The 18,911-nt window shown below is 71.7% G+C and carries 17 protein-coding genes and 1 pseudogene; 2 read left to right on the top strand and 16 right to left on the bottom strand.

From position 1 onward, the window contains the following. Nucleotides 1-207: 207 nt before the first annotated feature. On the top strand, nt 208-783 hold the full coding sequence (locus FB157_RS22400) for a hypothetical protein (RefSeq protein ID WP_145882382.1): 576 nt from the start codon (nt 208-210) through the stop codon (nt 781-783). A 171-nt stretch (nt 784-954) separates the two neighbouring features. Here the strand turns inward: FB157_RS22400 and FB157_RS22410 are convergent, their stop codons facing one another. The 8 genes and pseudogenes from FB157_RS22410 to FB157_RS48610 form a co-directional block, all read right to left on the bottom strand. Then, a complete protein-coding gene (locus FB157_RS22410) occupies nt 955-1,944 on the bottom strand; it encodes an aldo/keto reductase (RefSeq protein ID WP_145882383.1) in 990 nt (329 codons plus the stop codon). Nucleotides 1,945-2,126: 182 nt separating this feature from the next. Further along, nucleotides 2,127-2,311, bottom strand: a pseudogene (locus tag FB157_RS48600) (cytochrome P450); the annotation flags it as partial. 38 nt (nt 2,312-2,349) lie between these two features. Continuing rightward, complete coding sequence (locus FB157_RS22420; protein ID WP_145882384.1) at nt 2,350-3,558, bottom strand: cytochrome P450; 1,209 nt, start codon at nt 3,556-3,558, stop codon at nt 2,350-2,352. 15 nt (nt 3,559-3,573) lie between these two features. Next, a complete protein-coding gene (locus FB157_RS22425) occupies nt 3,574-3,921 on the bottom strand; it encodes a DUF742 domain-containing protein (protein ID WP_145882385.1) in 348 nt (115 codons plus the stop codon). Continuing rightward, complete coding sequence (locus FB157_RS22430) at nt 3,918-4,325, bottom strand: roadblock/LC7 domain-containing protein (protein WP_145882386.1); 408 nt, start codon at nt 4,323-4,325, stop codon at nt 3,918-3,920. The genes FB157_RS22425 and FB157_RS22430 overlap by 4 nt, the downstream gene beginning before the upstream one ends. Beyond that, nucleotides 4,322-5,782, bottom strand: coding sequence for an ATP-binding protein (locus FB157_RS22435; protein WP_145882387.1), 1,461 nt, complete (start codon nt 5,780-5,782; stop codon nt 4,322-4,324). Before FB157_RS22435 ends, FB157_RS22430 begins: the two co-directional genes overlap by 4 nt. 218 nt (nt 5,783-6,000) lie before the next feature. Beyond that, a complete protein-coding gene (locus FB157_RS48605; RefSeq protein ID WP_261386443.1) occupies nt 6,001-6,300 on the bottom strand; it encodes a hypothetical protein in 300 nt (99 codons plus the stop codon). Next, nucleotides 6,192-6,449, bottom strand: coding sequence for a PQQ-dependent sugar dehydrogenase (locus tag FB157_RS48610; protein WP_261386436.1), 258 nt, complete (start codon nt 6,447-6,449; stop codon nt 6,192-6,194). Before FB157_RS48610 ends, FB157_RS48605 begins: the two co-directional genes overlap by 109 nt. 543 nt (nt 6,450-6,992) lie before the next feature. Here FB157_RS48610 and FB157_RS22445 point away from each other — a divergent pair. Beyond that, nucleotides 6,993-10,367 (top strand): pyruvate carboxylase, encoded by a 3,375-nt coding sequence (locus FB157_RS22445; RefSeq protein WP_145882388.1) that lies wholly within the window; start codon nt 6,993-6,995, stop codon nt 10,365-10,367. A gap of 57 nt (nt 10,368-10,424) precedes the next feature. Here the strand turns inward: FB157_RS22445 and FB157_RS22450 are convergent, their stop codons facing one another. From FB157_RS22450 to FB157_RS22485, 8 genes are all read right to left on the bottom strand, one after another. Next, nucleotides 10,425-11,405, bottom strand: coding sequence for a hypothetical protein (locus FB157_RS22450; RefSeq protein ID WP_145882389.1), 981 nt, complete (start codon nt 11,403-11,405; stop codon nt 10,425-10,427). A gap of 160 nt (nt 11,406-11,565) precedes the next feature. After that, on the bottom strand, nt 11,566-12,018 hold the full coding sequence (locus tag FB157_RS22455; RefSeq protein WP_145882390.1) for a hypothetical protein: 453 nt from the start codon (nt 12,016-12,018) through the stop codon (nt 11,566-11,568). 95 nt (nt 12,019-12,113) lie between these two features. After that, nucleotides 12,114-12,887: a polysaccharide lyase family 7 protein gene (locus FB157_RS22460; protein WP_145882391.1), complete on the bottom strand. Its 774-nt coding sequence runs from the start codon at nt 12,885-12,887 to the stop codon at nt 12,114-12,116. Between the two features lie 143 nt (nt 12,888-13,030). After that, complete coding sequence (locus FB157_RS22465) at nt 13,031-14,251, bottom strand: chitinase (protein ID WP_186581633.1); 1,221 nt, start codon at nt 14,249-14,251, stop codon at nt 13,031-13,033. 132 nt (nt 14,252-14,383) lie between these two features. Continuing rightward, on the bottom strand, nt 14,384-16,546 hold the full coding sequence (locus tag FB157_RS22470) for a TIM-barrel domain-containing protein (RefSeq protein WP_398947090.1): 2,163 nt from the start codon (nt 16,544-16,546) through the stop codon (nt 14,384-14,386). A 681-nt stretch (nt 16,547-17,227) separates the two neighbouring features. After that, the gene (locus FB157_RS22475) at nt 17,228-17,656 is read right to left on the bottom strand and encodes a PaaI family thioesterase (RefSeq protein ID WP_145882392.1); all 429 of its coding nucleotides are present in this window, start codon (nt 17,654-17,656) and stop codon (nt 17,228-17,230) included. Between the two features lie 76 nt (nt 17,657-17,732). Further along, nucleotides 17,733-17,948 carry a tautomerase family protein gene (locus FB157_RS22480; protein ID WP_145882393.1) on the bottom strand — a complete coding sequence of 72 codons (216 nt, stop codon included), beginning with the start codon at nt 17,946-17,948 and terminating at the stop codon, nt 17,733-17,735. A 26-nt stretch (nt 17,949-17,974) separates the two neighbouring features. Beyond that, nucleotides 17,975-18,883, bottom strand: a complete 909-nt coding sequence (locus tag FB157_RS22485; protein WP_145882394.1) for an SDR family NAD(P)-dependent oxidoreductase — start codon at nt 18,881-18,883, stop codon at nt 17,975-17,977. Nucleotides 18,884-18,911 lie beyond the last annotated feature (28 nt).

Below are 18,911 nucleotides of genomic sequence, written 5' to 3' on the forward strand. Positions count from 1 at the left end.
GGCACGTGGAGGAGCGGGAACAGGACGTCACGACGGACACACGGTCGGTCCGCCGCGGCCGCCCGCTCCCTCGTTCCCGGGCGCGACGCGCTCTTCCCCCGTACGGCGGAGGGAGGTTCGGCCCGCAGCGCGATTCGTGAGGGGTGCCCCCGCTGCGATCTTCGGTACCGGACGGGTCCGCCGGGCCCCTGACGCCGAGGAGCACGCATGCAGCCGCCGCCGAACGCGCCCACCACAGCCCGCCCGGAACGCCTGCGCGCCGCGTGGCGGGCGGCCCACGAGCCCGTCGAGGGAGTCTCCCGGAGGATGCGGCTCGTCGCCTGCGCCGTGCCGCTGACCGTCCTGCCCGCAGGCCTGTGGCGCCTGCCGGCCGCGTTCGACCCGGGTATCGGGATCGGGGAGCGGGCCTACATCGTGTTCCTGTCGATCTTCTCCGAGGCCGTCGCGTTCACCGCGTTCGGGTTGATCGCCCGCTGGGGCGAGGTCTTCCCGAGGTGGGTGCCGTACCTGCGCGGCCGACGGGTCCCGGTCAGCGCGGCCGTGCTCCCGGCCGCGCTCGGCGCCACCGTCCTGACTCTGCTCTGGACGGTCCTGACCCTCACCACCCAGATCATGGGCAGGACGATCCGGGGCGGGAAGCTGCCCGACGACTTCCCCAGCCGGGCGGGCGGCTGGGACGCCGTCTCCTTCTACGTCTGCTACACGCCCCTGATCCTGTGGGGTCCCCTGCTCGCCGTCCTGACCGTCGCCTACGCCAGGCGCCGTCGCAGGGGCGCCCCCTAGGCCCTGTCGTCAAATTCCCGTCTGCCCCACGACGCCTGGCACGCACTCACGCCGCACCGGGCGAAAGCCCAACTACGTCCAGTACGAGGACTTCCGCCCGGCACGCCGAGAGCACGCACCAGACGCCGCGAGGCCGCCCTTCGGGCGACGACGGGAATTTGACGACAGGACCTAGCGGTTCACCGAGCGCATCCCGGCCTCGTCGTAGCGCGCGCCCGCCGCCTCGGGCAGCTCGGCGTCGATGCGGGCCAGGTCCTCCTCGGACAGCTCGATGCCGGCAGCGGCGGCGTTCTGCTCCAGGTAGGTACGGCGCTTGGTGCCCGGGATCGGGACCAGGGCCTCGCCCTGGGCCAGCACCCAGGCGATGGCCAGCTGCGCCGGCGTCACGTCCTTCTCCGCGGCGATCTCCTTCACCTTCTCGGCGAGCCGGAGGTTCGCCTCGAAGTTGGTGTCGGTGAAGCGGGGGTTGGTGCGCCGGTAGTCGTTCTCGTCCAGCTCGGCGGGGGAGGAGAAGCGGCCGGCCAGGAAGCCGCGGCCGAGCGGGGAGTACGGGACGAAGCCGATGCCGAGTTCACGGCAGGCCGGCAGCACCTCGGCCTCCGGGTCCCGCGTCCACAGCGAGTACTCGGTCTGCACGGCGGTGATCGGGTGGACGGCGTGGGCGCGCCGGATGGTGTCCGCGCTCGCCTCGCTCAGCCCGATGTGCCGCACCTTGCCCTCGGCGACCAGCTCGGCCAGGGCGCCGACCGTCTCCTCGATGGGCACGTCCGGGTCGACCCGGTGCTGGTAGTAGAGGTCGATGTAGTCCGTGCCGAGCCGCTCCAGCGAGCCGTGGACGGAGCTGCGGACGTGCTCGGCCGAGCCGTCCTGCCGGCCCACCGTGCTCATGTCCCCCGGTACGGCGTTGTCCATCCGGTAGTTGAACTTGGTGGCGATGACGTACTCGTCGCGGTGTCCCCGGATCGCCTCGCCGACCAGCGACTCGTTGGTGAGCGGGCCGTAGAGCTGCGCGGTGTCGAGGAAGTCGATGCCGAGCTCCAGGGCCCGCCGGATGGTGGCGACGCCCTCGTCCTGGTCCGTGCTGCCGTAGAAGGCCGACATGCCCATGCACCCGAGGCCGATGGCCGATACCTGCAGATCCCGCAGACTGCGCTGTCGCATGAGGTGTCCCAGCCTTTCCTGCACACTTGATCGTCGTTCGGTACGGCACGGAGGCCCTCATCCATCTAGCGACGGATTCGGTCCCCCGGCATCCCGTGGGGGAGGCCGGGCGACGTGACCTTCGCGTGCCGGGTGTCTGCGACGCTATGACTTGGAGCGCACACGAAGTCAACTCGGCCGTTCAGCAGGAGCGGCAGCCCGAACAGGTCGTTCTGGGTGACGACCGGTCTGTCGCGCAGCTGCGCCGCCGGCACCGCCGGTTCCGGGGAGGGGTAGCGGGCGTGCAGCGCGGGCAGGCCACCCCCGCCTCCAGCCGGGACAGCGCGGCGCCGGGGCACACGTGCGGGCCGTGCCCGAACGAGATGTGACACCCCTGGACCGGCGGGTCGGCCGGGCGACGCGGGATCAGAGGACGGGTACGGGCGTGAACCGGACGGGCAGCTGGGTCAGTCCCCTGAGCCAGGGCGAGGGGCGGCGGGTGAGGGACTCGGCGGGCACCGCCAGGTCGATGTCCGGGAGCCGGTCCAGTACGACCTCGATACCGGTGCGCGCGATCACCTCGGCGATCTCCTGCGCGGGGAACGGGCAGCGGTGCTCGCCGTGGCCGAACGCGAAGTGCGCGCTGTTCCCGCCGGTCAGCGCGGCGGCGTCGGTACGGACCTGGGGATCGGAGTTGGCGCCCTGCAGTCCGAGCAGCAGCAGATCGCCGGCCCGGACCGGGCGGCCGCCGAGGTGGGTGTCGCGGGCGGCCCAGCGGCCGGCCACGTTCTGTGTGGGAGCGTCCTCCCACAGCACCTCGTTCATCGCCTCGGCGACGCTGCCCTGCCCGCCGAACAGGGAGGCGGCGAACCGGTCGTCGGTGAGCATCAGGCGGAGCGAGTTGCCGATCCAGTCGGCGGTCGGCTGGTGCCCGGCCGCCATCATCACCATCAGGTCCTGCGCGATCTCCTCGTCGGTGAAGCCGCCGTCGTCGGCGAGCATCCGGGAGACCACGTCGTCCGCCGGCCCCTCCTTGCGGTCGGCGAGCAACTGCCGCATGGAGGCGGCCAGATGGGCCTGGCCGGCCAGGGCCCGTTCGCTTCCGTCGATCATGTCGTTGAGGGAGGTGACCAGACCCGGACCGTCCTCGTCAGGGAAGCCGACCAGCCGGGCGAGGACCTGTACCGGCAGCAGCATCGCGTAGTGGGCGACCAGGTCGGTCTCACCCGTGGCACAGACCGCGTCGATCAGCTCGTCCGCGAACCGCTCGGCGTGGGCCCGCAGTTCGGAGGGGTCCACCGCCTCCAGCGCGTCGCTGATCATCGCGGCGCGCTGCCGGTGCCGTTCACCGACGGTGTAGAGGATCGACGGCTGCCGGTGGCCGATCATCGGCAGCAACGGCCAGTCGTCCGGGATCTTCGCCCACTGGTTCCACAGCCCGGAGTCCCGGCTGAACAGCACCGGGTCGCCGGTCACCTGGTGCAGTTCGCGGTAACCGAGCACCAGCCAGGCCGGCACGCCGCCGTCGAGCAGCACGGGGACCACGGCGCCGTGCTCGCCCCGCATCTCCCGGTACAGGCGGGCCGGTTCGGTCTGGAAGCGGGGGCCGGTCAGGGGGACGGCGCCGGGGATCACACGGACTCCTGTCGGTCAGAGGTTGCGGAGCGCAACGATCACCTGCTCCAGGATGTCGGGGTCGGCGACGGCCGGCGGGCGCGGATGCCGGGCGCTGACGCGGCCCGCCGCCAGCAGGTCGCACAGCAGCACCTTGGTGATGCCGACGGGCAGGCGCAGCTCGGCGGCGATCTCGACCACCGACGCGGGGAACTCGGTCATCCGCAGGATCGCCGCGTGCTCCGACTGCATTCCTGCCCCCGGCTCCGACTCGGCGACGACCAGCGTGACCAGGTCGAAGGGGTTGTCGCGGCCGGTCCGGCTGCGTCCCTGAGTGAGGGTGTAGAGACGGTCGGGGGCGTCGTCCCTGCCGGGCCGGCTCATGAGGTACGGGGTCGAGCGGTCAGGTGCTCGCCGAGCTGTTCGACCAGCTCGGTCATGTGGTGCCCGACGACCCCGGGGTCCGCTTCCTCCGTCGTGACGACGGCCAGGTGGGCGCCCGCGCCGGCCTCGACGATGAACAGCACGCCCCCGTAGAACTCGGTCATCGCCGAGCGCACACCTCCGCTGCCGTCACCGAACCCGGCGGACGCCCCGCGCGACAGCGACTGGATCCCGGCGGCGATCGCGGCGAGCTGGTCGGCCTGGTCCGGGCTCAACTCCGGCGACCGGCACAGCCTCAGCCCGTCCCGGGACAGTACGAGCGCGTGCCGCGCCCCCGGTGTCCTGTCCAGCAGCCCTTCCAGGAGCCAGGTGAGCGTCTCGTCGGCGGTGCTCGGGCCGTTCATGAGGTGGCCTCGCCTTCCGGGTGCGCGTGCGGGTGGGCGGAGGGGGAGCTGTGCTCGGGCTCGTCGGCCGATCCGGGCGCCGGTCGGACGGCCTGCCGGAAGGCGCCGAAGCGGGTGGCCCGGGTCCTGGCCTCGTCGGTCCCCGGTGCCGGGTGTGGCGCGCTGCTCGGGGGCGCCGGGTGGGACCGTTCGGCCTCGGCGGGAGTGCGGCCGCGGCTCCGCCTGGGCAGCCCTGCCGGGCCCTCGCCCGCGGCGGGCGAGGGGGACTCATGGACCGGGGAGGGGCCCGCGGTGACCGTCGGCTCGGCAGGCCGGCCGGCATCCGGACGTCTGGCGGGGCCGACGAGGATCTCCTGCGGGACGAGCATCAGCACACCCGTGCCGCCGCGCGCCGACGGCCGGAACGACACCTTCAGGCCGTGCTTGCGGGCCAGTCGGCCGACCACGGCGAGCCCGAGCCGCGTCCCCGTCAGGCCGCCCAGCTCGGATACGTCACCGGCGACCGCCCGCTCGGCCCGGCGCAGCTGTACGTCCCCCATCACCAGGCCGCTGTCCTCCACGGACACGAGGACCCCGGCCGCCACCTCCTCGACGTAGACGTGCACTTCGGCCGTCGGCGGCGAGAACTTGGCGGCGTTGTCGAGGAGTTCGGCGAGCGCGTGCATCACGCCCTCGGCCGCGTGCCCGGCGACGGTGGTCTCGCTGACCGAGTGGACCCGCACCCGCTGGTAGCCGGCGATCCGGCCCAGCGCGCCGCGCAGCAGGGACTCCATCCCTATGGGCCGCGCCCACCTGCGCCCCGAACGCGCGCCGGTCAGGACGGCGACGGAGTCGGCGAGCCGGCCGGCCTGGGCTGTGCGGTGGTCCAGGTGGAGGAGGTCGGCCAGGACGTCCTCGTCGGTGTGCCGGTCCTCCATCGCCCGCAGGTCCGCGAGGGTCGCCGTGGCGAGGGCCTGCATCCGGGCCGCCGCGTTGGCGGTCGCGGAGATCGCCGCTGCCCGCTCGCGCCGAGTCCGTCGCAACTCCTCGGCCAGCCGGGTGTTCTCGCCGCGGACCCGGTCCAGCTCCTGCGCGCCCTCCTCGGCGAGTCGTGCCCGGTCCGCCGTGAACTCCGCCTGCTGCGCGGCCAGTTCGTTGATGAGTCGCTGCTGTTCCCGGCGGTTCTCCTCGGTCGTGCGGGCCTGCTGCTGCAGAAGCCGGCCGATGTCCTGGGTCGCGCTGTCCAGCCTGCGCCGGGAGCCCCGCGCGGTGCGCCCGGCGTGGGCGGCCGTGGCCACGGCGGCACAGAGCACGACCGCCGCGGTGCCCGCACCCCAGGCCAGCGGCGCGCGCGCCGGGTCCGGCGCGGCCGACACGGCCGTGAGGACCACGAGCGCCGAGAGCGCACCGGACACGGCGAGGGCGACGGTGAGCGTACGGAGGGAGGGTCGTTCGCCGGGATGCGTGGGCACGGTCATCGGTCCGGTGTGGTCCTCGCGGCAGAGGGGGCGAGCAGGGGCGGGCGGGTGGCGGAGCGACTATCGAGAGTGAACTGGCGGTCACTATACGAGAGTTGGTGATCGAATCTGGAAGGTTCGGGTGTGTTTTCACGAAGTGGGTGCTCGAACCTGCGTTCGGTGATGCGCTCCGCCGGGCCGGCTCGAGTGCCGGCCCGGCGGAGCGCCCGGAGCCGATGTCAGCCGATGGTGACCTTGAGGATGCGGTCCTTGCTCGTGCCGTTGCCGCTGGAGCCCATCCACAACTGATCGGCGCCCGGCACCTTGACCAGCGCGCGCAGCCGTCCGTAGGCACCGTTGTAGTAGGACGTCGCGGAGCCGACGCCCACACCGCTCGCGTCGATCGGCAACCGCCACAGCCGCTTCCCGCTCAGCGTGATGACGTAGACGGCGTTGTCGACGATCGCGACCTGGGCGGGCACACCCCCGTCCTCCGGCTTCCAGACCTTCTTGGGGTGGACGTTCCCGCGGTGGAGCACGCTCCCTCACAGCTGGGCCAGCCGTAGTTCCTGCCCTTCGAGACGAGATTGAGCTCGTCCCACTCGGTATGGCCGATGTCGGCGCCCCACATCCTGCCCCGGGCGTCCCACGCGAAGCCCTCGGGGTTGCGCAGACCGTAGCTGTACACGCGGTTGCCGAAGGGGTTGCCGGGTGCACGACCCGGGTGCCGTCGGCGACCGTGTGGACGAAGAACACGTCCTTGTCCGTCGTCCCGTTCCAGGTCGGAGAGGCGCCCACACCCAGCAGTCCGCCGTCCGGGACGCGCCGTGCCCGGCGTCCCCGCCGCGGGGGGCGGACTGCGCGGCCGCCACCGGTGACTGGAGCAGGGCCGCGGCCGCCATTGCGGTGACGGCGGTGAGAGCGGATATACCCGGACGGACTCGTTACAGCGCCCGACATGCCCGACGTGACATCTGGTTGCCTTTCCTGTCGTGGGGGAGGGAACCGCGTCCCTTCGAGGAGTATTGGGCGCTCATCGAGACAGCAGCCGCCTGGACCGACCCATCCTGCTGAGGGCGGCAGCCCCCCACTGGCATGTCCGGACCACGTCAATGTGACGCTTTTCGCACTTCGACACGTGCGGGCAACCCCTAATGTTGCCGCGACGTACGGCAAGGCATGGCTGACACCATGGTGTTCGTCGCCGGCAGGCAGCTGAAGGGAATCCAGGATGTTCCGCAAGGTGCTGGTCGCCAACCGTGGAGAGATCGCGATCCGCGCGTTCCGGGCGGGCTATGAACTCGGCGCGCGCACAGTCGCCGTGTTCCCGCACGAGGACCGCAACTCGCTGCACCGGCTGAAGGCCGACGAGGCCTACGAGATCGGGGAACCGGGACATCCCGTGCGGGCGTATCTCTCCGTCGAGGAGATCGTGGGCGCCGCTCGCCGGGCGGGCGCCGACGCCGTCTATCCGGGTTACGGCTTCCTGTCCGAGAACCCCGAACTCGCCCGCGCCTGCGAGGACGCGGGCATCACCTTCGTCGGGCCGAGCGCGCACACGCTGGAGCTGACCGGCAACAAGGCCCGTGCGGTGGCCGCGGCCCGGGCGGCGGGCGTACCCGTGCTGGGCTCGTCCGAGCCCTCCACCGACGTCGACGAACTCGTCCGTGCCGCCGAGCAGATCGGTTTCCCGGTCTTCGTCAAGGCGGTCGCGGGCGGCGGTGGGCGCGGCATGCGCCGGGTGGAGGACCCCGCACAGCTGCGCGAGTCCATCGAGGCCGCGTCCCGTGAGGCCGCGTCCGCGTTCGGTGACCCGACCGTCTTCCTGGAGAAGGCCGTCGTGGACCCGCGCCACATCGAGGTGCAGATCCTCGCCGACGGCGAGGGCAACGTCATTCACCTCTTCGAGCGAGACTGCTCGCTGCAGCGCCGCCACCAGAAGGTCATCGAACTGGCGCCCGCACCCAACCTCGACCCGGCGCTGCGGGATCGGATCTGCGACGACGCCGTGCGCTTCGCCCGCGAGATCGGCTACCGCAACGCGGGCACCGTCGAGTTCCTCCTCGACCGCGACGGCAACCACGTCTTCATCGAGATGAACCCGCGCATCCAGGTCGAGCACACGGTCACCGAGGAGGTCACCGACGTCGACCTGGTCCAGGCCCAGCTGCGCATCGCCTCCGGCCAGACCCTCGCCGACCTCGGCCTGTCCCAGGACACCATCACCCTGCGCGGTGCCGCCCTGCAGTGCCGGATCACCACCGAGGACCCGGCCAACGGCTTCCGCCCGGACACCGGCCGGATCAGCGCCTACCGCTCACCCGGCGGCTCCGGTATCCGCCTCGACGGCGGCACCACCCACGCGGGTACGGAGATCAGCGCGCACTTCGACTCGATGCTGGTCAAACTCACCTGTCGGGGCCGTGACTTCAAGGCCGCCATCGGGCGCGCCCGGCGTGCCGTCGCCGAGTTCCGCATCCGCGGCGTGGCCACCAACATCCCGTTCCTGCAGGCGGTCCTGGACGACCCCGACTTCCAGGCGGGGCGGGTCACCACCTCCTTCATCGAGCAGCGCCCGCACCTGCTGACCTCGCGCAGCTCCGCCGACCGCGGGACCAAGCTGCTCACCTACCTCGCCGACGTCACCGTCAACAAGCCGCACGGCAAGCGCCCCGACCTGCTCGACCCGGTCACCAAGCTGCCGCCCCTGCCCGCCGGTGAGCCCCCGGCCGGTTCCCGGCAGCGGCTGGTCGACCTCGGTCCCGAGGGCTTCGCCCGGCACCTGCGCGAGTCGCCGACCATCGGGGTCACCGACACCACCTTCCGCGACGCCCACCAGTCGCTGCTCGCCACCCGGGTGCGCACCAGGGACCTCCTCGCCGTCGCCCCGGTCGTCGCCCGCACCCTGCCCGAGCTGCTCTCCCTGGAGTGCTGGGGCGGCGCGACGTACGACGTGGCGCTGCGCTTCCTCGCCGAGGACCCGTGGGAGCGGCTGGCCGCCCTGCGCGAGGCCGTCCCCAACATCTGCCTCCAGATGCTGCTGCGCGGCCGCAACACCGTCGGCTACACCCCGTACCCGACCGAGGTCACCGACGCCTTCGTGCAGGAGGCCGCCGCCACCGGCATCGACATCTTCCGCATCTTCGACGCCCTCAACGACGTCGGGCAGATGCGGCCCGCCATCGACGCCGTACGCGAGACCGGCACCGCCATCGCCGAGGTCGCCCTCTGCTACACCGCCGACCTCAACGACCCCGCCGAGCGGCTGTACACCCTCGACTACTACCTGCGCCTCGCCGAGCAGATCGTCGAGGCCGGCGCCCACGTCATCGCCGTGAAGGACATGGCCGGACTGCTGCGCGCCCCGGCCGCCGCCAAGCTGGTGTCCGCGCTGCGCCGCGAGTTCGACCTGCCGGTGCATCTGCACACGCACGACACGGCGGGCGGCCAGCTCGCCACCTACCTCGCCGCGATCCAGGCGGGCGCCGACGCGGTGGACGGCGCGGTGGCCTCCATGGCCGGCACGACCTCACAGCCGTCGCTGTCCGCGCTGGTCGCCGCCACCGACCACTCCGAGCGGCCCACCGGGCTCGACCTCCAGGCCGTCGGCGACCTGGAGCCGTACTGGGAGGGCGTCCGGAAGATCTACGCCCCGTTCGAGGCGGGCCTCGCCTCCCCGACCGGGCGTGTCTACCACCACGAGATCCCCGGCGGCCAGCTCTCCAACCTGCGCACCCAGGCCGTCGCCCTCGGTCTCGGCGACCGCTTCGAGGACATCGAGGCCATGTACGCCGCCGCCGACCGCATCCTGGGCCGGCTGGTGAAGGTCACCCCGTCGTCCAAGGTGGTCGGTGACCTCGCCCTGCACCTGGTGGGCGCCGGAGTCTCCCCGGCGGACTTCGAGGCGACCCCCGACCGGTTCGACATCCCCGACTCGGTCATCGGCTTCCTGCGCGGCGAGCTGGGCACGCCGCCCGGCGGCTGGCCCGAGCCGTTCCGCACCAAGGCCCTCCAGGGCCGCGGCGAGCCCAAGCCGGCCCCGGAACTGTCCGCCGAGGACCGCGACGGGCTGGCGAAGGAGCCCCGGGCGACCCTCAACCGTCTGCTGTTCCCCGGTCCGACCCGCGAGTTCGACAACCACCGCCAGAGCTTCGGCGACACCAGCGTCCTGGACAGCAAGGCCTTCTTCTACGGCCTGCGGCCCGCCAAGGAGTACGCCGTCGACCTGGAGCCGGGAGTGCGGCTGCTGATCGAGCTGCAGGCGGTCGGCGAGGCCGACGAGCGCGGCATGCGCACCGTGATGTCCTCGCTCAACGGTCAGCTGCGGCCCATCCAGGTCCGTGACCGGGCGGCCGCCTCGGACGTGCCGGTGACCGAGAAGGCCGACCGCACGAACCCGGGTCATGTGGCGGCGCCGTTCGCCGGTGTGGTGACGCTCGCGGTCACCGAGGGCGACGAGGTCGCGACCGGCGCGACGGTCGCCACCATCGAGGCGATGAAGATGGAGGCCACGATCACCGCGCCCAAGGCGGGCCGGGTGTCCCGGCTGGCCATCAACCGGATCCAGCAGGTGGAGGGCGGGGACCTGCTGGTCGAGATCGCCTGAGACGCCGCTCGCCGCGGCCGCCGGACACCGGCCCGGCCGCGGCGGGCGCACAGCGGGCTAGAGGCGGCCGAAGAGCTGCCGCAGACGGGCCAGGAGCAGATTCGGGTCCCGCCTGGTCGAGTACGCGGCGCCGGGCACGTAGACGGTCCGGCCGCGCACGGCCACCGAGGTCGGGTTGGACAGCCCGTCCCGACGGGTGAGGATCACCGAGTGGGTGCCGTCGCGGCGCGCCAGGGCCAGCTCGCTGGATCCGTTCAGCGCGGCCAGCACGGTGCTGCCGTGCCCGGGGAAGGTGAAGTCGTCGATGCCGGTGAGCCCGGTGGCCCGGGTCTCGACCGGCCCCGCGGAGCCGTCCGGGGCGAAGGGGAAGCGCAGCAGCGTCCCGCGGTCGCTGTTGGACACCCACACCGCTCCGCGGTGCACCTTGATGCCGTTGGCGCCGTACCCGGAGCCGGGCGGCACCGTGCCCGGTGCGAGCCGGGTGCCCCGCGCCCACACCGTGGGAGTGCCGCCCGACTGGGGGACGCGCCAGACGGTGCCCAGCACGGAGTCGGCGGCGTAGAGCACGCCGTCGCGCCCGTTGAGGGCCAGACCGTTGGGCAGTCCGTCCGGCGGCAGTTGGGCGATCTGCCGCGGTGCGCCGCCGCCGGCCGGGATCCGCCAGATGCCGGTCTCGCGGGTGCCGGTCGCGTAGTTGACGTAGAGCGTGCCGTCGTTCCCGCGGGCGATGCCGGTGACGACGGCGCCGTGCAGGACGGGCGTGTTCGGACGGGCCACGGCGGGCAGGGTCGCGAGGATCCGGGTGTCGCCGTCGAGCGTCACGTGGGCGACCTGCCGGGCGAGGGCGAAGGTGAGGTCGGCGGAGCCGTCGGGTTCGAGCGCGATGTTCTCGGGCGTCTGCCCGGCGGCCAGGCCGAAGTGGGCCACGACGCGTACATCGGTGAAGGTCGGCTCGTGGCCGCTGGCGGGCGCCGCCGCGATCAGGCCGAGCGCGAGCGCGGCCGCGGCCGCACCGGCCGGGCGGGGGAGACGGGGCATGTGACCTCTCTTCGTACGGCGCGCGGGGCGCCGGAGTGCGGGGTCACACAAAGATGGCCGGGTGCCGGTCACCGGGAAGGGGTGCCGGGCCGCGGGGTCGCCCGCGCGGCCCACGACATGGCGCCGCGAGCGGCCCGCGCGGGTGACGGGCCGCGGGCGGTCAGTCCCAGAGCGGATAGGTCATGACCTGGTTGAAGCCTTCCGGCCGGGCGTCCTCGTAGATGAGGCTCATCCGGGTGTAGTGCTCGGTGTCCGGGTGCTTCGTCCACGGCCGCGGGCGGTCCAGCACGACGGTCACCCGGTACGAGCGGAAGGTGCCCGCCGCGCAGTAGGGCTTGCAGTCGTTGACCGCGTTCAGGCCTTCGGCGGTCGCGGTTCGGGAGCCCCAGTGCGACCAGTCGAGCCCTGCCAGGCGGCTGTTGCCGTCGCCGCAGGCCAGGATGAAGTCGGCCGGGCGGACGTTGCGGTTCCAGAAGCAGTCGACCAGCACGGGCGTGGGAGGAAGGGCCTTCGGTGCAGAGGTGGGCGGACTCGCCGCGGCCGTGGTCATGGCCGCTGTCAGCATGGCCCCTGCGGCGAGGGTGACCGCTGTTCCCGCCAGTGATCCGCGCATGGTCGCTCCCACCCGTCGTGCCGTGTCCGACCGCGTGCATCTCGACGCTACGACCGTCCGCCCGGTTGCACCAGTCGCGCAGGTCGCGCCGCGTGTCACCCGTGCCGGACGGTCAGTCCGTAGAAGGCGACCCGGGCCCCGTTCGTGGTGCTGTCCGAAGAGGACTGGTTGTAGGAGCCGGCCTTGAAGTACTGCCTGTACGGTGCGAACGACGACGGGATGCCGTAGCGCGTGGTGGTGCCGTTGACGGTCAGCTCGATGGTGTTCCCGCCCGAGATCGCGATGGTGTAGTTCCACGTCCTGCCGATCGGCACGTGCCCCACGGTGTGCGGGGTCTGACCGCCGGACGGCAAGTTCTCCGTGCCCAGCACGATGTCGCCGTTCGCGTGGTAGTACAGCTCCAGCAGCGGCTTGGTGGACGAGCCGCCGGAGCCGAGGTGGATCTGGCCCACGCACACGTTCTTGGTCACCGAGACCACCCGCAGGGTCGCGCTCATCCGGTGCGAGCCGCTGAGCGGCCAGTCGGCGGAGCTGCCGTTGCGGTTCATCTCGCGCAGCTCGGAGCGGGCGTAGTTCGAGTTCGGCGTGGTCACGCCCTTCTCGGGCGCCCAGAAGGTCATCGCTCCGTCGCGGGTGTCGGTGTAGAAGTACGCGTCCTGGTAGCCGTTCGCGCCCTGCAGCCGGGACGAGGGGATGGTGGTCGGGGAGCCGGGTGAGCCGACGGGCTCCTGGAGCTGCCATATGGACAGGTCGAAGTTGCCTCCGGGCGCGACATGGGGGTCGGCCGCGTCGGCGCTGCCGCCGAGGGCGGTCAGGGTGAGGGCGATGCCCGCGGCGGTCGTGGCCGCGAGGAGCCGGGAGCGGGTCATGTGGGGGGTCCTTCCGCCGGGAGGATGCGTTCAGCCGTTCAGCCGTTCAGCCGCCCGTTCGTTCAGCATTCTGAACGCTGAACGCATCCTTGTTCATCGGTGACCCGTGAAGCTAGAGGTCTGAACCAGACGCGTCAAGAGGTTCAGCAGGCGCCCTCGTCCTGCCACGGCCCCCACTCGGAGGCGCCGGGCACCTCGTTCTGGGTCCACCACTTGGCCTTCCAGTTGTGCTTGTCGTACGAGACCTCGTTGCCGGAGGTGTACACCGCCGTCGAACTCCAGGCGGTCTTGCAGGACGTCGGGGTCGGCGACGGAGTGGGCGTGGGGGTGGGGGTGGGCGTGCCGGTCGGCGGCGTGACCCCGGCGAACTTCACCGAGTACTTCGCGAAGTCCCAGGAGTTCTGGGTCACGCTGGAGCAAGTGCCCGACGTACGGCCGCCGTTGTCGGCGGGTGTGCACTGGCGGTCGCGGTTGAGGGACCAGAAGGTGAACCGGTCCATGTTGTGGCTGGTGGCGTAGTCCAGCACGGTCTGGAAGTCAGCCTGCGTGAAGTACTCGCCGGTGTCGCTGCGGCCGTTCATGCCCGAGAACCCCTCGTGGGCGTAGGCGGTCGCCTGGTCCCAGCCGAAGGTGGACTGCAGGATCGCGTTGAAGTTGGTCAGTGCGCCGGTCTGGCTCGCCGCACCGTTGAAGCCGCCGTCGAACGGCATGATGGAGAAGTTGTTCGGCGTGAACCCCTGTGACTTGGCCTCCAGCAGCATCTGCTTGCCGAACCAGCCGGTGCCGTCCGCCGTGCCGGCCGTGGTCACGGACACGTACAGACCCGGGTTGTTCTGCTGCAGGATCTTCGCGGCGCCGATCTCGTTCCTGATCGCCGCGGTGTTCTCGTACTCCGGCTCCTCCAGGTCGAAGTCGATGGCGTGCAGCCCGTACTTGGTGATGACCTGCTGGTACGCGGCCGCCGTGGAGGCGGCGTCCGGGCAGGCCTGGCCGAGTTTGGTGCCGCCGTACCCGCCGATGGAGACGGAGACGTCGCCGCCCTTGGCGCGGATGGTGTCGATGACCGACCGAACCGCCGTGTCGGAGGAGACCGGTGCCGTGCCGCCCCAGGTCGGGGAGCAGCCGCCGCCGTTGGGTGCGAGGACGAAGGCCAGCTGGAAGGCCTTGAGGCCGGTGGCGTCCATGATGGCGGCCGCGTCCGGCGGGTCGTTGTCCAGCGGCATCAGGTAGGGGGCTGCGGCGTACCACCGGTTGCTCAGTGCGGTGGTCGCGCCCGAGGCGTTGCCCGCGACGAGCGCGGTCGTGCCCGCGGCGGCCAGTCCGACGGCGGCCGCCGCTCCCAGGCATGCCCGAAGACGTCTCACTGCGTGCCTCCAGAGGGGTGTGGGGTGGGGAGGTGCCCCAGCCTCCGGGGGGTGATGCGACCACGTCAATGGGTTGGTCTAGTCCAAAGAGCTCTTTGGACTAGACCATACGAGTTCTTTACTCGATGCTCCTCATGTGAGGCGAAGGGTGAAGCCGCGGCCGAGCGGCAGGCTCGGGGTGCGGATGGTCGTCACCCGGCTGTCGCCGTCGAACGACCAGGCGGAGGCCGGCAGTTGCCGCCCGTCGAGGTAGACGCGCTCCGGTGCCGTCCCGCCGTGCACCGTGAACCGGTACGTCCGCGCGTCCGCCTTGCCCGCGTAGTCGCCCTTGCTCGCGCCGACCGAGACGGTCGTCCCCTCGGCGCCGGTGCGCATCGACACGCGCTGGGTGGCAGCGGCACCCTTGGCGAAGTCTCGGGTCACCCCGTCGTCCTCGTACAGCGTGTAGCGGCCCGTGCCGTGGGCGGACGGATACAGGTCCCAGTCCAGCTCGTGCCGGTCGCGGGTCTGCCAGCTCGTCGTGCCCTTGGGCCACATGGGGACCATCGCACCCTCGCGCACGAACAGCGGGAGTGTGTCGAGCGGCGCGTGGTAGCCGTTCAGGGTGGTGGGACCCCGGTAGGTGCGGCCGGTCCAGTAGTCGGTCCAGGTGCCCTTGGGCAGGTAGATGCCGTCGCGCGTGTCGGAGTCCTGGTAGACCGGGGCGACGAGGAAGTCGCGGCCGGACAGGAACTCGTACCTGGCCTGCGCGCCCAGCGTGTTCGGGTCGTCCGGGTACTCCAGCCACAGCGGACGCACCGCGCCCACGCCCGTCTTCGCCGCCTCGGCGGACAGGGTGTACATGTACGGCAGCAGCCGCTCCTTCAGCTGCAGGTACTTGCGGTTGACCGAGGTGTAGGGCTCCCCGTCCCGCCACGGCTGCTGGTCGGCGGGCTTGCCGGTGGTGATGTCGGAGGCCCACCCGTCCATCGTCATGATCGCCGGCAGGAACGCCTTCCACTGCAGGTCCCGGGCGTACATCTTGGCGTCGTGCCGGTAGATGCTGCCCACGTCACCGGTGTTGTAGGCGATGCCGGACATGGTCGCTCCGGCGTAGGTCGGGATCTGCCAGCGGATGTAGTCCCAGGACAGCTTCTGGTCGCCGCTCCACAGCACCCCGCACCGCTGGGCACCCGCCCAGGACACCGGCAGCCACACGAAGCCGCGCGCGTCGCTGTTGTCCTCGATGCCCTTCTTCGCCGCGTCGCAGGCGTCCAGCGCGAACTTGTAGCCGTTGCCGACCCAGGCCACGTCCAGCTTGGCCACCCGCTGGCCGGCCTTGACCTGGTCGGCGAGCTTGTCGATGCCGTCCTGGGTCCACAGACCGAGCTGGGCGGCGTGGTCCTGCAGGCCCTTTGCGGTCTGCTCCAGGTTCTCGTACCCGCAGCCGTAGCCGTCGTTGACCAGCATCCAGCCGAGCGGCATCTGGTTGTCGGTGTAGCCGTCGGCGACCTTCAGGGCGTCCAGGGTGTGCCGCTCGCCCCGGTTGGCGTTGTGCAGATAGCAGTCCGAGTCACCGGGTTCGAGACCGTAGACCGGAGGCATGAAGGGCTTGCCCGTCAACTCCGTGTACTTCCCGATGACCTGCTTCGCATCGCCGAGGAAGTAGTAGGCGTCCAGACGCCGTTCCTGCTGTCCGGTCGTGACCGGTGACCCGAAGGTGTACACGCCCGGCGCGAAGGTGTTGCGGAAGACGCCGTAGCCCGCGCTCGAGAGGTAGAACGGCTGGGAGTTGTTGTAGCCGCCCTCGTTCCAGTCGAAGCTGTTGCCCACGTACATGGTCTGACCGCGGTGCGAGAAGCTGCCGTTCTGCTCGCCGCCGCCGAAGAACTGCTCGTCCGCGCCCCGTGCGAGGCTCTGCCGCATCCCGCCGGTCGACCAGCGCAGCGGCTTGTCCTCCTGCCAGATCCGGGTGCGGTTGTCGGGCTTGTACAGCCCGAACCGCAGCGGCTTCTTGTACACGCGCAGCACGGCTTCGGGGGAACGGACGCCGTAGTAGTCGCCCGCGTCGAAGGACGAGGTGTGCCGCTGGAACGCGGGCTGCCTGCGCACGATGGCCGTGCCGGCCGGATCGCTCAGTGAGCCCGACGGGTCCGCCTGGAGCCGGAGTCGCCCTCCCGTGAGGAAGTCGGCGCGGGCGGTGAGCGCGCCCGCGCCGATCGTGTAACTCCCGTTGCCGCCGGTGAAGGACGTGAGATCTCCGGCGTCCGTGGTCGCGGGCAGATAGGCGGTGCCCGTGAAGGAGTTGTCGTGCACGTCGTACGGCACGACCAGGACGTGGTACGTCCCCGACGCGCGCGGGATCACCGTGGCCTCGGGGTCGGCGGTGCCGGCGCTGGACGCCACCTGCTTGCCGTGGTCGTCGTAGACGTACAGGTCGAAGTCGTCGGAGGGCTTCTCCCACTTGACCGACAGCGGTACCCCGCCCTCGGGGTTGTCGTCCCAGTAGCCGTCCGGCACCGAGACGGTCAGGTCGAAGCGGTCACAGACCGAGCTGCCGGGGTCGGCGGCCGCGGCGGGGCAGCTCTCGGGGCCGCCGCCGGTGCCCTTGGCGTAGACCGGGCTCTGCCAGTCGACGCTGCTGTGGGCGGAGTCGAGTACGGCGCCGGCCGCTGTCGCGGCGGCCGCGGCGGGCGCCGGGGCGGTGAGCACGGTAGTGGCCAGGGCGGTCGCCAGCCCCAGCGGAACCCAGGCCGGCCACGGCACGCGGTGTCGGAATCTTCGCACTGCGGAACAGCTCCCATCGCACCATCGCGGATTGACTGTCCTTGCGCTTGTTGCTCGGAAGCGCTCGAAACATGGCTCAATCGAGCAACTTCACGCACGAAGCCTCGGGGTTGATGCAGGTTCATGTCAATACGGCGGCGCGGATCACGGCCGGGCACGACGAAGGCCGGCCCCGCCATCCGCAGGGGCCGGCCTTCGTGTCGCTGACGCTCAGCCGGTGTTCTTCCGGAGCACGATCTGGGTCTGCGTGGTCTGCCCGACCAGGCGGTCCCGGTCGTCGTGCAGGTCCGTCTGCACCACCAGCAGGGTGCCGCCGAGGTGCAGGGGGCGAGCCGTGGCACGGACGTGGCCGCTGGTGACCGCGCGCAGGAAGTTGGTCTTGGACTCCACCGTCGAGGTGCCGGACGCCCCCTCGGGCAGGTTCACGTAGGCGCACACGGCACCGACGCTGTCCGCCAGCGCCATCAGCGCTCCACCGTGCAGCGCACCGCCCGCCGTACAGAGCTCCGGTGACCAGGCCAGGCTCCCGACGCTGCGCTCGGCCGTGGCCTCCCGCAACTCGATGCCCAGCCCGGCCGCGAACGGCATGGCGGCCAGCAGATCACCGGGTTTCGGGACGACCGGCTCGGAGGGGGACATGAAGTACCGCCTTTCATGGGTGCCTTGGTGCTGCGGACGGTGATCAACTGTGGTGCCGCCGGGCAGGGTGCGCCAGTCAGTCCTCGGACGACTCCTGCAGCATGGCCAGGGTCAGTACACCGCCGCCGATGCCCCAGCCGCCGTCGGCGACCTCCTCGACCAGGACCATCGTGGCCGCGCGGGCGCGCTCGCCGTAGATCTCGGTGTACAGCTCGGTGGTGCGGGTGACGATCAGCTCCTTCTGCTTCTCGTCCAGGCTTCCGGCGGGGACCTTGAAGTTCGCGAACGGCATGGTGGATCTCCTTGGTCGTGGGGGTGTCAGAGCGAGCTGCCCGCGGTGAGCAGGTCCTGGAGTCCGGCGCGGCGGAAGAAGTCGGCGCGGATCCGGTCGGCGACCGCGGACACGACCTCACTGCCGTCGCGGCTCGGGTCGACGTGTGTGCGCAGCGGCCGCCGGCCGGCGGGCAGGCCCACCAGGCGTACGACCGCCTCGGCGACCTCGGCCACGTCCGCGTCCGGCGGCACGAGCGCCCCGAGCCGCTGGTCCAGGCCTGCCAGCAGGGAGCCGTAGCGCTCGTCGTAGGCGGCGGCGCGCCCGGTGTCGGCGGGCGTACCCGCGTGCGCGAAGTGATGGGTCCCTGAGGTGAAGGCACCGGGGACGACGATCGCGGTGTCGATGCCGAACCGGACCAGTTCGGCGGCGTAACTGACCGCCAGCGCGTCCATCGCCGCCTTCGCGGCGAAGTACGGCGCCAGGAACGGCGGGCAGCCGCCCCGGGTGCTGGAGCTGCCGATCCACACCAGCAGGCCCTCGCCGCGCTCCCGCAGGTGGGGCAGCGCGGCCCGGTTCACGCGCTGCGCGCCGAGCACGTTGACGTCGTACAACTGGGCCAGCTGCTCGGGGGTGAAGGCCTCGGCGGGTCCGGTGACCATGTGGCCCGCGTTGTGCACCAGCACGTCCAGGCGGCCCTCGGCGGCCAGAACCCGGGCGACGGCGGCGTCTGCGGAGTCCTGGGAGGTGACGTCGAGGTCGACCGCGTGCAGGGCCACGCCGTGCTCGGCCGCGTACCGGTCCAGTTCCGCCACGGCCTGCGCGTTGCGGGTGGCCGTCTGCCGGATGCCCGCGTGGACGGTGTGACCGGCGTCGGCGAGCGCGCGCACGGTCAGCGCGCCGAATCCGCTGGAGGCGCCGGTGACCAGGACGGTCAGGGGGGTGTCGGTGGTCATGATTCCTCGCAGAGAACGGGGAGGTGAG

The sequence above is a fragment of the Streptomyces sp. BK340 genome (assembly GCF_007827595.1).
Classification (GTDB): Bacteria; Actinomycetota; Actinomycetes; order Streptomycetales; family Streptomycetaceae; genus Streptomyces.